The organism is Pseudomonas sp. Irchel s3h17 (genome assembly GCF_900187505.1).
Lineage (GTDB): Bacteria > Pseudomonadota > Gammaproteobacteria > Pseudomonadales > Pseudomonadaceae > Aquipseudomonas.
The window spans coordinates 219,978-233,943 of the sequence record NZ_FYDL01000009.1 but is presented as its reverse complement, the minus strand read 5'-3'; the positions used below and the strand labels follow the sequence as shown (position 1 = coordinate 233,943).

Here is a 13,966-nt window from a genome sequence, read left to right as displayed (position 1 = left end):
GGACAGAAACTGTAAACAACACGACGTCCGTCACAGTCCGACGGTAGCCGGGACTGCACGGCGACTGGACAGCACCAGCGCCAACATGCCGATGGCCACCAGCAGGACCCCGAGGATTTCCGGCAGCAGGGGTGGTTGCCCGAGCCAGAACCAGTGGAACGCGGTCAGCAATAGCGTGCTGAGGTAGATGTAGGAAATCACTGTGGACGCTGCAATCACCCCGATTGCCCGGTGCAGCAACCAGAAGGTCGCCAGCGTGGCGAACAAGGCCAGGTAGACCAGCCACAGCAGATCGCCGGCCGACAACAACGACCCGGTTCGCCAGCCGCCACTGAGCAGGCAAAGCGCGAACAGAAACAGCGAACCAAAGAGCATGTTCCAGAATGTCATGGCCACCGGGCCGCAGTCTTTCAGGCTGTTGGCTTTCAAGCGCTGACTGAGGGGAGAGTACAGCGCCATCGCCAGGCAGCCGACGGCATAGACCGATACTGCGTACAGCGAGGGCCACTCGCCGGGGCCAGCGCCCCTGAGGATCAGCAACAAGGCACCGGCCGCTGCAATCAGCATCGGCAGCAAGCGGTTTCTGATGCGATTGCCCGGGTTCAGGAAGGCTTCGAACACCAGGGTCATCAATGGCACCAAGGTGAACAGGGTGCCGGTGTTGGCGGCCGAGGTGTAGCGCAAGGCTTCAAACAACGAGCCGAAGTAGACCGCCAGCAACAAGCCGAGCCAGGCATGGCTGAGCAGTCCCTTGCCAGTGACAGTGGTGCGGCTGCCGAGCAGCAGCATCGGTAAAAACGCCAGCGCCGAAAACAGCAGGCGCAATGCGGTCAGCAGGATCGGGTCGATGGCGTGGCTGACTTGCGCCGCGGCGAAAAACGACACGGCAATCAATACCGCCCAGAGCAACATGCCAACGTTGGCGGAGGCAAAACTGGTGGGGTTCATTGGCCGGCTCCCGATCCATCCATGTGGTGGGCGTAGTGCCGTGGATCAAAGCGCAGCACCATCAGCATCATCAGCACCATCACGGCGGCCAGGGACCACCAGGCCCATTCGAAACTGCCCAGTTGGTCGCGGATCACCCCGGCAAGCAGGGGCGAGACCCCGGCGATCAGGTAGCCGATGCCTTGCACGAAGGCGGTCAGACCACCGGCACGCTGCGGGTTGTCCAGGTGATCGAGGGACACGATCAGGCTCATGGGGAACAGGCCGCCGATGCCCAGCCCCAACAGGCATGGCCACAGCAGGCTCAGGTGCTGCGGGCTGAGGACCAGGCCGCAGAAACCGGCTGTGATCAACCCCAGCAACACCACCAGCACCAGGCGTTTATCGCGGCTGCGATTGGCCAGGGCAGGGGCCAACAGGCCGGACAGTACTTCCATCGCCGTCAAGAATCCCAGCAACAGGCCGGCACTGTGTTCGCTCCAGCCTTTCTCGACGTAGTACGGCGCCAGCCAAGCCAGTACGCAGGTGTAGGACGCCGTACCCAGACCAAAGAAGATCGCCAGCAGCCAGGCGCGGGAATTGCCGACGAACGATGCCTGGCGCGGGAGGCTGACGGTCCGGGTGCTGATTGCCGAGCGTTGTGCGCACCAGAACAGTAATGCCAACAGCGCCAACGCCGCCCAGATCGCCAGGCCCATGCGCCAACTGCCGGTGCGGGTCATCACCAGGGGGGCAAACGACGCAGCGATCGCTGCACCGCCCATGATCGAGGTGACGTAAAGCCCCATGAACAGCGAGACGTTATCGCTGAAGCGGGATTTGATCAGGGCCGGCATCAGCACCTGGATCAGCGCAATGCCGACACCGGCGAGCACTGCGCTGAGGACCAGTTCGGCTGCAGAGTCGAGGAACAGGCGCGAGGCGGTGGCCAGGCCGATGATCAGCAGTGACAGCACCACGGTGCGATGTTCGCCGAAGCGTTGACTGATGTTCATGCCGAAGAGCATCGCCAGCCCCATAGCCATCACTGGCAGCATGGTCAGGAGCGAGGCGAGGCTGAAACTCAGCGGGATATCACTGCGAATGCCTGACAGTAGCGGGCCGACGGCGGCCATTGACGGGCGCAGGTTCAGTGCGACGAAAATCACCGCGATCATTAGCCAGAGGGCGGTGCGAGGGGTAGTACGAGGGGGAGTGCGGACGTTTTCCATGACCAGACCTTGAAGAGCAAGGCCGGTATTAGGCGGTGGGGTGTCGGTGCCGGCAAATCAGAAAGTCCCAGGGTGGATCTAGAAATTAAATATCGGTCGAGCGCATTCATTGCAGATGTACACCGATCGGTAGGGCTCATCCACAGAGGTAGCCCATCAGTTCAAGCACATGGGTACCGGTTTTTAACTGGCGCAGGCCTGCGACCGTTGGCCTTGCACTCGTGCCCCAGCGAATGTTTAGCCGAACTGCAACCAAGGTTCTTCAAGTCTGGATTTAATGACTTATCGCCCCGTGTGACGCTGCTCAGCCTCTGTGTTCCGCGGTTTATGTCATGGACGGTTGCTCAGTCGACACCCACCCCGAGGCTTCGCCCGGCGCTCCTGCGTCAGGCCGACAGCATTCGTGTCGACTGATGTCCGCCACCGCACTGAATCTACCTGCACTTCCCTCTGAACTGGCCTTTTGGGCGCTGTGGCACTGTCGCCATGCGCGCCCACCGGATTCGCGCATACCCCGCTGATTTTTCAGACAGATTCACGCCTATGGCGATGGATACACTCGGCAGCGTCCCTGCGCTTGCCTGACGCGGAAATACGAGAGCCCTCATGAGTTCAGCCACGACCCCCTTTGCCAGCCTGCAAGAAGCCCGGACCTTTCTTGAACACAACCCGGATATCGAGATGTTCGAGTTGTTCATCCTCGACAACAACGGCGTGCCACGGGGCAAGTTGTTGCACCGCGATGAGTTGTTGGCGGTCTACGACAGTGGTCGGCCGTTGCCGAGCACTATTCTCGGGCTGACCATCAATGGCGAGGACGTGGAAAACTCCGGGCTGGTCTGGGAAGTCGGCGACATCGACTGCCGCGCCTATCCGCTCAGCGGTAGCCTGCAGCGCATGCCATGGCGACAGATTCCGACCGCGGCGGTGCAGGTCAGCATGCACCCGCAGGAGGGGATGCCGGCCACCGTGGCCGACCCTCGGCATTTGTTGAGCAAGGTGATCGATGGGCTCAAGGCCGACGGCTATTACCCGGTGATGGCGGCGGAGCTGGAGTTCTACCTGCTCGACCAGCAGCGTGATAGCCACGGTCGCCCGCAACCGGCGCGGGACGTCGACGGTGGACGGCCGCGCTCGACCCAGGTCTACGGTTTGCGCGAACTGGAGCAGATCGAACCCTTCCTCGCCGATCTCTATGCGGCCTGCAAGCTCCAGGGCATTCCGGCGCGCACGGCGATTTCCGAGTACGCCCCGGGGCAGGTGGAAATCACCCTTGAGCACCGTGACGATGCCTTGCAAGCCATGGACGAGGCGGTGCGCTACAAGCGCCTGGTCAAAGGCGTGGCGCACAAGCACGGCATGGCTGCGTGCTTCATGGCCAAGCCCTTTGACGACCTGGCCGGTACCGGCATGCACATGCACGTCAGCATTGCCGACAAGGACGGCAACAACCTGTTCGCCAGCGACGCGCCGGACGGTACACCGCTGCTCAAGCAGGCGGTGGGTGGCATGCTCAGCACCTTGCTCGACACCCTGCTGATGTTCTGCCCCAATGCCAACTCCTATCGGCGCTTCCAGACCAACAGTTATGCACCGCTGGCCGCTACCTGGGGGGTGGACAACCGTACCGTGAGCCTGCGAGTACCGGGTGGGCCGGCATTCTCCCGGCATATCGAACACCGCATCTGTGGCGCGGACGCCAACCCCTATCTGGCCGCGGCCGCCATTCTGGCCGGCATCCATCGCGGCATTCGCGAGCAGCGCGACCCTGGCGCACCGGTCGAAGGCAATGGTTATGCCCAGGCCAAGGAGTTGCTGCCCACGGACTGGCTGACCACCCTGCGTGCGCTGGAGGGTTCAGCCTGGGCGCGGGACGCGTTTGGCAGTGAGTTCCTTGGGGTTTACCTGGCGGTGAAACGCGCCGAGTACCGTCAGTTCATGGGCGAGGTCGGTGAGCAGGACTGGCGCTGGTACTTGCACCAGGCATGAGAGGGGTTGAATAGCTGTCACTGTTTGGAAAAAGCCATGAGCCAACTATTTGTTGGCTTCTTTTTCACGAAAAATTGATAGGAGGCTGCTTAAAGTTTGTGCTGTCGTGAGGAACGGATAGCTCGTTCTTTCCTGGCGGCACTTATTTCAGGAATCAACAGACCTCTCATGTTTAAAGTCAAAGCCGTGCGCCCCGAATGGGTGACGTTGATTGCCAGCGCGTTTTTTTTGGCCGGCTTCAACTCCGTACTCTGGCAACACCTGTTCCAGATTACTGCAAACGATGCCCAGGGCATCGGTATGCGTGTGGCATTTGGCGTGATGATCCTCTGCGGGTTCAACATAGTCCTGACCCTGCTGGCCTTTCGGCCGGTGTTCAAACCCCTGTTGATGCTGATGTTCATGGTCAGTGCCAGTGTGGCGTATTTCATGAGTCAGTACGGTGTGCTGATGGACGCTGGCATGTTGCGCAACTTGGCCGAGACCAATGCCACGGAAGTGCGTGACCTGCTGTCGCTGAAGTGGCTGGGGTATAACCTGCTGTTAGGTGTGTTGCCATCCTGGCTGTTATGGCAAACCCCGATTAGTTATCGTCGCTGGCACCGTGAGTTATTGGGTAAAGTTTTAGTGGGTGTGGCATCGGCTGCTGTTATTGGCGGCGTGGCACTGGTTAATTATCAGGGACTGTCTTCATTGTTTCGTAATCACCACGAACTGCGTTTGATGCTGGTGCCGAGCAATTACATTGGCGCCTCCATGGGGTACTTGCGTGAGCAGGTGAAGTCCGCCCATCAGCCCTTCGCCAAACTGGGTGAAGACGCCCAGCGTGATCCGGCCTGGGGCCGCCATGCGCGCAAGTCCTTGACGGTGCTGGTGGTCGGGGAAAGTGCTCGCGCAGAGAACTTCGGTGTCTTGGGCTATGAGCGCAATACCACGCCGAAACTGGCTCATGAGGCCGGGTTGATCGCCTTTACCGATGTGCACTCGTGCGGCACGGAAACAGCGGTTTCGGTGCCCTGCATGTTTTCCAACATGGGGCGCAAGGACTACGACGCCAGCAAGGCGAAGAATGAAGAAGGTTTGCTGGACGTGCTCAAGCATGCCGGGCTGGACGTGATCTGGCGTGATAATCAGTCAGGCTGCAAAGGGACCTGCGACCGGGTCACCGTGGACGATGTCAGTAATCTCAAGGCCCCGGTGTTGTGCGCCAACAATGAGTGTCGCGATGAAATCCTCCTCCAAGGCTTGCAGCATTTCATCGACACCCTGGACAAGGACACCGTGCTGGTACTGCACCAGATGGGCAGCCACGGTCCTGAATACTTCAAACGCTATCCCAAGGAATACGAACACTTCACCCCTGTGTGTGAAAGCAATGCCCTGAACAATTGCAGCCGCGAAAGTATCGTTAATGGTTACGACAACACGCTGGTCTATACCGACTATGTGCTCTCGACCCTGATTGACCTGTTGCGCAGCAATCAGGACAAGGTCGATACCGCGATGCTCTATCTGTCGGACCATGGCGAGTCGCTGGGCGAGTACAACCTGTTCCTGCACGGTACGCCGTACATGCTGGCCCCCGATCAACAGAAGCATGTCGCCATGCTTGCCTGGTTCTCCGACAGCTATCAGAAGTCGTTCTCGGTCGACACCCATTGCCTGCAATTGAGCCGGGACAAACCCCTGAGCCAGGACAACCTGTTCCACTCGATGCTAGGTCTGCTGGAAGTCGACACCCGGGTCTACAACGCCGGCCTGGATATGTTCGCCGGTTGCCGGGGCGCGGTGATCGATGGCGTATCGGCCAGGGATTGAGTGGGTTGCCGCTTTTTTCATACAGCCGCCATCAGGCGGGGTTGCACCACTAGCCAACAAGAGTCGCCCGTCATGTCAGTGCAGCCCCCATCCTCCCTCGAGCGTGAAATCGCCGGGCGTTACCGCCAGGCGCATGCCTGTACGTGCGCAGCACCGCAACCGCCCGGGTTGAGCCAGCGGTTGTCGCACTGGCGCACCGGGCACCTGCTTCGTACCGCACTGAAAGCGGCGGGGGAGCCGGGGTTGATCCTCGATCTGGCCTGTGGCGCCGGGCGCTTCTGGCCGGTTCTGGGCGAGCATGCCAATCGGGTGATCCTGGCGGCCGATCAGTCGCAGGACATGCTCAATCATGCCCGTACCCACCACCCGGCGAGCGTGCTTGAGCGTATCCGGACCTTCCAGAGTTCGGCGTTCAATATCGGACTGTCCGCTAATGCCGTGGACTGTATTGTCTGTTCGACGCTGTTCCAGTACCTGGACCGCGCCGAACACCGCATGGCCCTCCTGCAGGAGTGCCAGCGAGTCAGTCGCGACACGGTGATTGTTTCGGTACGCCTCGATAGTTGTTTCATGCCGGGACGCGATCAGGCCCAGGCTACGCTTTCGCTGGTGCCGGCGCGTCCCCGGCTCAGGAAAAGCACGGTTGAGGCCGAGTTCAAGGCGGCCGGCTTCGAGATCGTCATGCATCGGGACTGGCTGGCAGGCTTTGTCGCATCGCGGATTTACGTGCTGCGCAAAATCAGCCAGGACTGACCCGGCGAACGGCGCTTGCGCCACGGTGAGTGATTTCGCTCATGCTCTTGCATCAGTGGAGGCGCGGAAACTGCCGATGGCGATATATACTGCGCGCCATTCTTCAAGGGAGAGCCGTGTGGCCATCGATATTCACTGGATTCGCGACAACGATAGCCTCGGTCAGTTTTGCGCCCAATGGCAGCAGTTGCCGTTCGTCGCCCTCGACACTGAATTCATGCGGGTCGACACCTTTTATCCGATTGCCGGCCTGCTGCAGATCGGTGATGGCGAGCGTGCCTACCTGATTGACCCTTTGACCATCGACAACTGGCAGCCTCTGGCCGCATTGCTGGAAAACCCGGCCGTGGTCAAGGTGGTGCATGCCTGCAGCGAAGACCTCGAAGTCCTGCTGCGCTTGACCGGCAGCCTGCCAGAGCCCCTGTTCGATACCCAGCTGGCCGCCGCCTACCTGAACCTGGGGTTCTCCATGGGCTACTCGCGCCTGGTGTCGGAGGTGCTTGGCATCGACCTGCCCAAGGGCGAAACCCGTTCGGACTGGCTGCAACGCCCGCTCTCGGAGACCCAGATCAGCTATGCCGCCGAAGATGCCGTGCATCTGGCCGAGGTGTTCGTCCATTTGCGCGCCAGGCTGGCGGACGACAAGTACGCCTGGGTACTGGAAGATGGCGCGGAGCTGGTGGCCAACCTGCGCCGCGAAGTCGACCCGTATGAGGTGTACCGCGAGGCCAAGCTGGCCTGGAAACTGTCGCGCGCGCAACTCGCGGTCCTGCGCGAACTCTGCGCCTGGCGTGAGCGTGAAGCCCGTGCCCGCGACCTGCCGCGTAACCGTATCGTGCGCGAGCATTCGTTGTGGCCGCTGGCCCGTACCCAGCCGGACAACCTCGCGGCACTGGCTAAAATTGAAGACATGCACCCGCGCACCGTGCGTCAGGACGGTGAGTTTCTGCTGGACCTGATCAAGCAGGCGGGCAGCGTCCCGCCTGAGCAATGGCCGCCAGCCGTGCCGGAGCCATTGCCGGTCGAAGCCGCAGCACTGGTCAAGCGCCTGCGTGCGCTCGGTCAGGCAGAGGCGCAGCGGTTGAACATCGCCCCTGAACTGATGCTGCGCAAGAAAACCATGGAAACGCTGCTCAAGAGCGGTTTCCCGAACGGTCCTTACCAATTGCCTGACTCGCTGCGTGGCTGGCGCCGCGAGTTGATGGGCCAGGCCTTGCTCGATAGCCTGGCCACTGCCGGAGAACAGCCTTGAAACGTATTTGTTCCATCTACCGCAGCTCCAAGAAAAACGAAATGTACCTCTACGTGCTCAAGAGCGATGCACTGGAGCGTGTGCCGGACGCGCTGATGGCGGCCTTCGGCAAGGCGATCCACGCCTTTGACCTGGTACTGAGCCCGGAGCGCAAGCTCTCGCGCGAAGACATCACGCTGGTCTTGGAAAACCTCGACACGCAGGGCTACCACCTGCAAATGCCACCGGCCGAAGACGAGTACATCGAGCACTTGCCCGAAGAGTTGCTGCGCCGTAACGATCCGATGTGACCGGCCGCTGTAGAGGCTCTGTCCAGGGCCTCTGGCAACAAGGGAATTGATTTTTCTGGCAAGGGCCGCCGAGGGCGCTGTACTCCCTCGGTGGCCCTGTGCACTGCTTTTGAAGGTTTGAACCATGCGCGTTCTGATTGCTGAACACGACCACGCTGTGTATGCCCAACTGCTGCGCGAGGCGGCTCCCGAGCTGCAGGTACTGACCAGCGGCGACTCTGCCGAACTGGCCAGCCTCGCTGCCGACTGCCCAGTGTGGCTCGGTCAACCGGACCTGCTGGCGACCCTGTTGCGCCAGGGCCACCAGCCGCAGTGGCTGCAGTCGACCTGGGCCGGGATCACGCCGCTGCTGGCGGAGGGTTTGCCACGTCACTACCGGCTGACCCGTGCCGTGGGCATTTTCGGTCAGGTCATGGCCGAATACGTACTGACCTACATGCTCGGCCACGAGCGTGAAGTGCTGGCGCGGCTGGTCAGCCAGGTGGAACGCAAGTGGGATGACCGCCTGGGCCAGAGCCTGGCCGGGCGCAAGGTGCTGATTGTCGGGACCGGTGACATCGGCCAGAGCGTGGCGCAGTTCCTGTTGCCGTTTGGCGTCAAGCTGTACGGTATCGCCAGTGCCCCGCGCGAGCAGGCACCGTTCATCGAAGTGGCGGGGCTGGAAGACCTGGGGCGCCTGGTGGGTGAAGTCGACTACGTGGTCAACCTGTTGCCCAACACCCCGAATACCCACGACCTCTATGACGCCGCGCTGTTCAAGCAATTCAAGCCGACTGGCTTGTTCATCAACGTCGGGCGCGGTGTGGCGGTGGTCGATGCGGATCTGGTGGAAGCCTTGAAAGAAGGGCATCTGGCGGGCGCGGTGATCGACGTCTGCCGTCAGGAGCCGCTGCCGCAGCGTCATCCGTTCTGGACCGCCTGGGGGCTTTTGCTGACCGGCCACAGTTCGGCGCCGACGTCGCCGTCGATGATGGTGCAGTTGTTCGTCGAGAATCTGCGGGCGTATCAGGCGGGTGAAGCGCTGCGCGGGGAAGTGGATTTCGCGCGGGGTTACTAGCTCCACGGCACTGCTCTGTGGCGAGGGAGCTTGCTCCCGCCGGCCGGTCCGCGCTCGGGCGAAGCGGTCGCAAGCCGGCACCTGTACTTGTCTGATGACACGCGGTGGCCAGTCTTGGGGTTGCTACGCAACCCAGCGGGAGCAAGCTCCCTCGCCACAAGGGGCGGGCGCGACTTACAGGGTGAAGTAGCCTTCAGCCGCCAGCTCGCTCAGCGGCACGCGCGGGCTTGGCACTTCACGGGCCTGCAGGTACTCGGCCAGGGTGGCCTTGTCACCCAGCTTGCCGATCGCGACGGCGGCGTGCAGCGCGTAGCCTTGCGGAATGTTCAGCTCCTTGCGGGTCAGCTCCTGGTCGAAACCGGCCATGCCGTGGGTGTGCCAGCCACTGAGGGTGGCTTGCAGGGCCAGGTGGCCCCAGGCCGAGCCCGTGTCGAAGGTGTGCCACAGGGCTGGGGTCTCTTCCTCGGCGCCCGGGGCGGTGAAGGTGGTTTTCGAGATCACGATCACCAGGGCCGAGGCGTGTTGCGCCCAGCTGCGGTTGAATTCGTTCAGCAAACCCAGGTAACGCTCCCAGTTCGGTGTGTCGCGGCGCGCGTATAGAAAACGCCACGGTTGCGAATTGTAGGCCGACGGTGCCCAGCGCGCGGCTTCGAAGAAGCTCAACAGGGTTTCTTCAGGGATGGTTTCGCCGGTAAAGGCGCGCGGTGACCAGCGGTCGGTGAACTGTGGGGCAATGGCGTATTCGGCAACGCGGGGATTGGCGCTCATCAAAGACTTTCCTGGCAACGTTTATGAATGGGCAGTTGGGTAGAACCGGTGCGCGCGGTTGAGCGGGGCAGTGAGGTTTTCGGCCCCTTGGCGATTCACCGTGATGCAACGCGCTAGCGCGTTAATTGCACCCGGGCATGGGTCGTAGCGACCCGCCAAGCTACTGCGCCGGCTGAAAACTGACAAGTGCTCTCGTACCGGCAGTCGCCAGCGCTTGGCCCAAGGGGCTGCGGGCACTAGACTGGCGGCCTTTTCTCCACCTGATGTAGATGCTTGAACCATGGCCGCCAAAGTCGAACCTTTCTGGATACGCAAAACCCTCGAACAACTCGATCAGGAGGAATGGGAGTCGTTGTGCGATGGCTGTGGCCTGTGCTGCCTGCAGAAACTCGAAGATGAAGACGACAACAGCGTCTACTACACGCGTATCGCCTGCAAACTGCTGGACCTGAAAACCTGTCAGTGCACCGACTACCCGAATCGTCGCGATTCGGTGCCCGACTGCATCCAGCTCACGCCGGGCAAGGCCGATCAATTCAAGTGGTTGCCGCCGACCTGCGGCTACCGTCTGGTCAGCGAGGGCAAGGACCTGCCGCTCTGGCACCACCTGGTGTGTGGTGATCGCGACGCAGTGCACCATGAGCGAATCTCGCAGTCCGGGCGCATGCTCGCCGAGGGCAGCGTGGCGGAAGAAGATTGGGAAGATCATCTGATTTTTCGCGCAGGTTGAGACCGGCGCGTTGTTCGAATGAATCACGAGGGAGTGTGTATGGCGGTAGGAGTGCGATTGCCGACGGCATTGTCGCTGTTGGTGCTGGGGTCGCCAGCGTGGGCGGTCGAGAAGGTCGATCTGGATTACCACGTGCGCTTGCTGCCGCAAAGCGATCAGGCCGAAGTGCGCTTGACGCTGGCCCAGGGCTCGGCCGTGCGCAGCCTGGATTTCGACTTGGGTGACGGCAGCCATTACAGCGACTTCAAGGCCGATGGCCAGTGGCAGCTCACGCCCGGCAAAGCTGTGCGCGGCGTCTGGCGCCCGGCGGCCGACAAGGCCAGCCTGACCTACCGCGTACGCATCAGCCATACACGCAAGAATGCTGCCTTCGAGACCCGCATGACGCCGGCTTGGGCGTTGATGCGCGGTGACGAGCTGGTGCCGGCTGCGCGCCTGGATCAGCGCGACGGCATCGAATTGGTGGCGCGCCTGGCGTTCGAATTGCCGACCGGCTGGAAGAGCGTCGAGACTGCCTGGCCGCGCATCGGCAAGAACCGCTTTCGCATCGACAATGTTTCACGACTGTTTGACCGGCCCACCGGCTGGATGCTCGCCGGCAACCTGGGCAGCCGCCGAACGCGCCTGGGCGAGACCGAGGTGACGGTGGCTTCGCCGCGCGGGCAGGGCATGCGCCGGATGGACGTACTGACGATGCTGACCTTTGTCTGGCCGCAAGTGCAGACACTCTACCCTCGCCATCCCGGCAAGCTGTTGATCGTTGGCGCCTCGGACCCGATGTGGCGCGGCAGCATGGCCGGGTATGAGTCGATCTACCTGCACAGCCGCCTGCCGGTGATCAGCGAAAGTGGCAGCAGCCCGCTGATCCGCGAGTTGACCCAGACATTCGGGCGGATCAACGACCAGGACCGCAGTGACTGGATCAGCGAAGGGTTTGCCGAGTACTACGCCATCGAGTTGTTGCGCCGTGCCGGCGGCATGAGCGATGAACGGTACCAGGTGCTGGAAAACTCGATGCACACGCTGGGGCAGAAGGCCGGCACTTTGCGCGGGGAGCAGGCCAGTCCGGCGCAGGTCGCCAGGGCGGTGTTGCTGCTGCAGGAACTGGATCGCGAGATTCGCCTGAAAACCCGTAACAAGCGTTCGCTGGACGACATGCTCCGAGGTGCCATGCAGCTGGAGCAGGTGAGTACCCAGGCGTTCGTGGCGCTCGCCGAAAGTGTGATCGGCGAGCCGTCGAAGGTGCTCGATACCGAACTGCTCAGATAGCCTGAGCCAAACACCTATGGCGAGGGAGCTTGCTCCCGCCCGTTCGTGGCGCTCGCCGAAAGTGTGATCGGCGAGCCGTCGAAGGTGCTCGATACCGAGCTGCTCAGATAGCCTGAACCCAACACCTGTGGCGAGGGAGCTTGCTCCTGCCCGTTCGTGGCGCTCGCCGAAAGTGTGATCGGCGAGCCGTCGAAGGTGCTCGATACCGAACTGCTCAGATAACCTGAACCCAACACCTGTGGCGAGGGAGCTTGCTCCCGCTCGAGCGCGTAGCGCTCGCAAGAGGTTCAGGGCCGCTTCGCAACCCAGCGGAAACAAGCGCCCTCGCCGCAGGGGGATGCGGTGTTGCTCAAACCCCGGCTTCAGGCGATTTCAATGAGTCGTTGCCGGTGACCGTTGCGGTGTGGGTGGCCGCTTCTGCATTGGTCTTCAGGGATTTCAACTCCTCACCGGTGCGCTCGATTTTCGCCCGCGCCTTGTCCAGGTCCCGACGGCCTTGTTCCAGGAAACTTTTCGCCGAACTGTGGCCGGTGATGCCCCGTGCCAGCGCCACGCCGCCGAGTGCGACCTGGACCAGGCCGAACAGCCCACCACGGCGCAGGCCCCTGCCCACCATCACCACGCCACCGGCCAGCGAGCCGATGCGCTCCCAGCCCTGGACATTCTGCGTGGCTGGCGCCTTGAAGGGGGTGGAGTCGATAGGTTCCACGCGTTTGAACTCGCTCATGATCTGTCTCCTCAGGGGGCACTGGATAGAGAACTGACTGTGCAGGCAGTCGACTCGTTCCGTTGGCGGTGCAACCGGTCAGCGAAATTTCGGACCGGAGCGGGTGTTGTTGCCCTTGGCCAGGCGGTCGTAGAGCACCACATTGACGGTGGCGGCCAGGTTCATGCAGCCGGTGGTCGGGATGTAGACCACGTCTTCGCACCACTCGCGGATCTCTTTGTCGAGAGAGCCATCTTCCGGGCCGAAGATGTACAGTGCGCGATCCGGGTGGGTGTATTCCGGCAGGGAGCGGGCACCTTCGACCAGTTCGACCGCGACCGGGACGCAGCCCAGGGGCAGGATCTTTTTCAGGTCGTCGATGCCGATCAGCGGAATGTCGTAGTGGACCTTCTTGGTGTCGGTGACGAAATCGGCGGCGCGCTCATAACGTTTACCGGTGTAGAACACCGAGGCCACGCCATAACAGCCTGCGGCGCGCATCACCGAGCCAACGTTTTCCGGTGATTTAGGGTTATACAAACCAATGCAGCTGTACCGTTTGTCTGCCACGAGCGGGGTGCCTTCGGGAAAAAAACGCGATTATACGGGGATTGGGGGAGGGCGGTCAGATGATCGTTCCCGCACTCTGCGTGGGAATGCTGCCAGGGACACTCCGCGTTGCGCTTTGGATGTGACGCAGAGCGTCACGGGATGCATTCCCACGCGGGAGCGTGGGAGCGATCAAATCAACGTTACTCGTCGTCTTTTTTCATCAGCCCGGCCAGCGCGGCAAACGGGTTGTGGGTCGCCTTGGCGATTTTCGGGGTGCTCAGGGAGCCGTCGCCGAAGTATTGCTGGTCGGTGTAGCGCGAGTGTTCGTTGTCGTGGCAGTACAGGCACAGCAGCTCCCAGTTGGAGCCGTCCTGCGGGTTGTTGTCGTGGTTGTGGTCACGGTGGTGCACGGTCAGCTCGCTCAGGCGTTTGCCGGAGAATTCGCGGGCGCAGCGTCCACAGACGTGGGGGTACATCTTCAGGGCCTTGTCGCGGTAACCCATTTCCCGGTCGCGCTGGGCGTCGGCGAGGATACGGTCCAGCTTGGCGGTATTGGACGGAGGTGTTGACGAACTCATGGGTTCACCTTTGTAAAAGACTAATGACGGTTATGACCCAAGTTT

14 protein-coding genes are annotated in these 13,966 nt (G+C 61.8%); 8 read left to right on the top strand and 6 right to left on the bottom strand.

Features of this window, described 5'->3' with window-relative positions; all coding sequences use genetic code 11:
• Window positions 1-30: 30 nt before the first annotated feature.
• On the bottom strand, window positions 31-948 hold the full coding sequence (locus CKW25_RS15235) for a DMT family transporter (RefSeq protein WP_095080279.1): 918 nt from the start codon (window positions 946-948) through the stop codon (window positions 31-33).
• Window positions 945-2,159, bottom strand: a complete 1,215-nt coding sequence (locus tag CKW25_RS15230) for a cyanate transporter (protein ID WP_095080278.1) — start codon at window positions 2,157-2,159, stop codon at window positions 945-947. The genes CKW25_RS15235 and CKW25_RS15230 overlap by 4 nt, the downstream gene beginning before the upstream one ends.
• Before the next feature lie 606 nt (window positions 2,160-2,765).
• Between CKW25_RS15230 and CKW25_RS15220 the strand changes: the two genes are divergently transcribed.
• From CKW25_RS15220 to CKW25_RS15195, 6 genes are all read left to right on the top strand, one after another.
• On the top strand, window positions 2,766-4,148 hold the full coding sequence (locus CKW25_RS15220) for a glutamine synthetase family protein (RefSeq protein WP_095080275.1): 1,383 nt from the start codon (window positions 2,766-2,768) through the stop codon (window positions 4,146-4,148).
• 168 nt (window positions 4,149-4,316) lie between these two features.
• Window positions 4,317-5,966 carry a phosphoethanolamine transferase gene (locus CKW25_RS15215; protein WP_095080274.1) on the top strand — a complete coding sequence of 550 codons (1,650 nt, stop codon included), beginning with the start codon at window positions 4,317-4,319 and terminating at the stop codon, window positions 5,964-5,966.
• 72 nt (window positions 5,967-6,038) lie between these two features.
• Window positions 6,039-6,719: a class I SAM-dependent methyltransferase gene (locus tag CKW25_RS15210; RefSeq protein ID WP_095080273.1), complete on the top strand. Its 681-nt coding sequence runs from the start codon at window positions 6,039-6,041 to the stop codon at window positions 6,717-6,719.
• A gap of 118 nt (window positions 6,720-6,837) precedes the next feature.
• Window positions 6,838-7,971 carry a ribonuclease D gene (gene rnd / locus CKW25_RS15205; protein ID WP_095080272.1) on the top strand — a complete coding sequence of 378 codons (1,134 nt, stop codon included), beginning with the start codon at window positions 6,838-6,840 and terminating at the stop codon, window positions 7,969-7,971.
• Complete coding sequence (locus tag CKW25_RS15200) at window positions 7,968-8,261, top strand: YcgL domain-containing protein (protein WP_095080270.1); 294 nt, start codon at window positions 7,968-7,970, stop codon at window positions 8,259-8,261. Before rnd ends, CKW25_RS15200 begins: the two co-directional genes overlap by 4 nt.
• 124 nt (window positions 8,262-8,385) lie before the next feature.
• The gene (locus tag CKW25_RS15195) at window positions 8,386-9,318 is read left to right on the top strand and encodes a D-2-hydroxyacid dehydrogenase (RefSeq protein ID WP_095080269.1); all 933 of its coding nucleotides are present in this window, start codon (window positions 8,386-8,388) and stop codon (window positions 9,316-9,318) included.
• Window positions 9,319-9,492: 174 nt separating this feature from the next.
• Here CKW25_RS15195 and CKW25_RS15190 read toward each other — a convergent pair whose 3' ends face one another.
• Window positions 9,493-10,086, bottom strand: a complete 594-nt coding sequence (locus CKW25_RS15190) for a nitroreductase family protein (protein WP_095080268.1) — start codon at window positions 10,084-10,086, stop codon at window positions 9,493-9,495.
• Window positions 10,087-10,366: 280 nt separating this feature from the next.
• Between CKW25_RS15190 and CKW25_RS15185 the strand changes: the two genes are divergently transcribed.
• Both CKW25_RS15185 and CKW25_RS15180 read left to right on the top strand, forming a co-directional pair.
• A complete protein-coding gene (locus CKW25_RS15185) occupies window positions 10,367-10,816 on the top strand; it encodes a YcgN family cysteine cluster protein (RefSeq protein ID WP_095080267.1) in 450 nt (149 codons plus the stop codon).
• A 39-nt stretch (window positions 10,817-10,855) separates the two neighbouring features.
• On the top strand, window positions 10,856-12,085 hold the full coding sequence (locus tag CKW25_RS15180) for a hypothetical protein (protein ID WP_095080266.1): 1,230 nt from the start codon (window positions 10,856-10,858) through the stop codon (window positions 12,083-12,085).
• A 349-nt stretch (window positions 12,086-12,434) separates the two neighbouring features.
• On the opposite strand, the gene CKW25_RS15175 is transcribed toward CKW25_RS15180, so the two are convergent.
• The 3 genes from CKW25_RS15175 to CKW25_RS15165 all read right to left on the bottom strand — a co-directional run bounded on the left by CKW25_RS15175 (window position 12,435) and on the right by CKW25_RS15165 (window position 13,921).
• Window positions 12,435-12,812, bottom strand: coding sequence for a DUF2892 domain-containing protein (locus CKW25_RS15175; protein ID WP_095080265.1), 378 nt, complete (start codon window positions 12,810-12,812; stop codon window positions 12,435-12,437).
• Between the two features lie 78 nt (window positions 12,813-12,890).
• On the bottom strand, window positions 12,891-13,361 hold the full coding sequence (locus CKW25_RS15170; protein WP_095080264.1) for an RNA methyltransferase: 471 nt from the start codon (window positions 13,359-13,361) through the stop codon (window positions 12,891-12,893).
• A 182-nt stretch (window positions 13,362-13,543) separates the two neighbouring features.
• Window positions 13,544-13,921, bottom strand: a complete 378-nt coding sequence (locus CKW25_RS15165) for a YajD family HNH nuclease (protein ID WP_095080263.1) — start codon at window positions 13,919-13,921, stop codon at window positions 13,544-13,546.
• Between the last annotated feature and the right edge of the window lie 45 nt (window positions 13,922-13,966).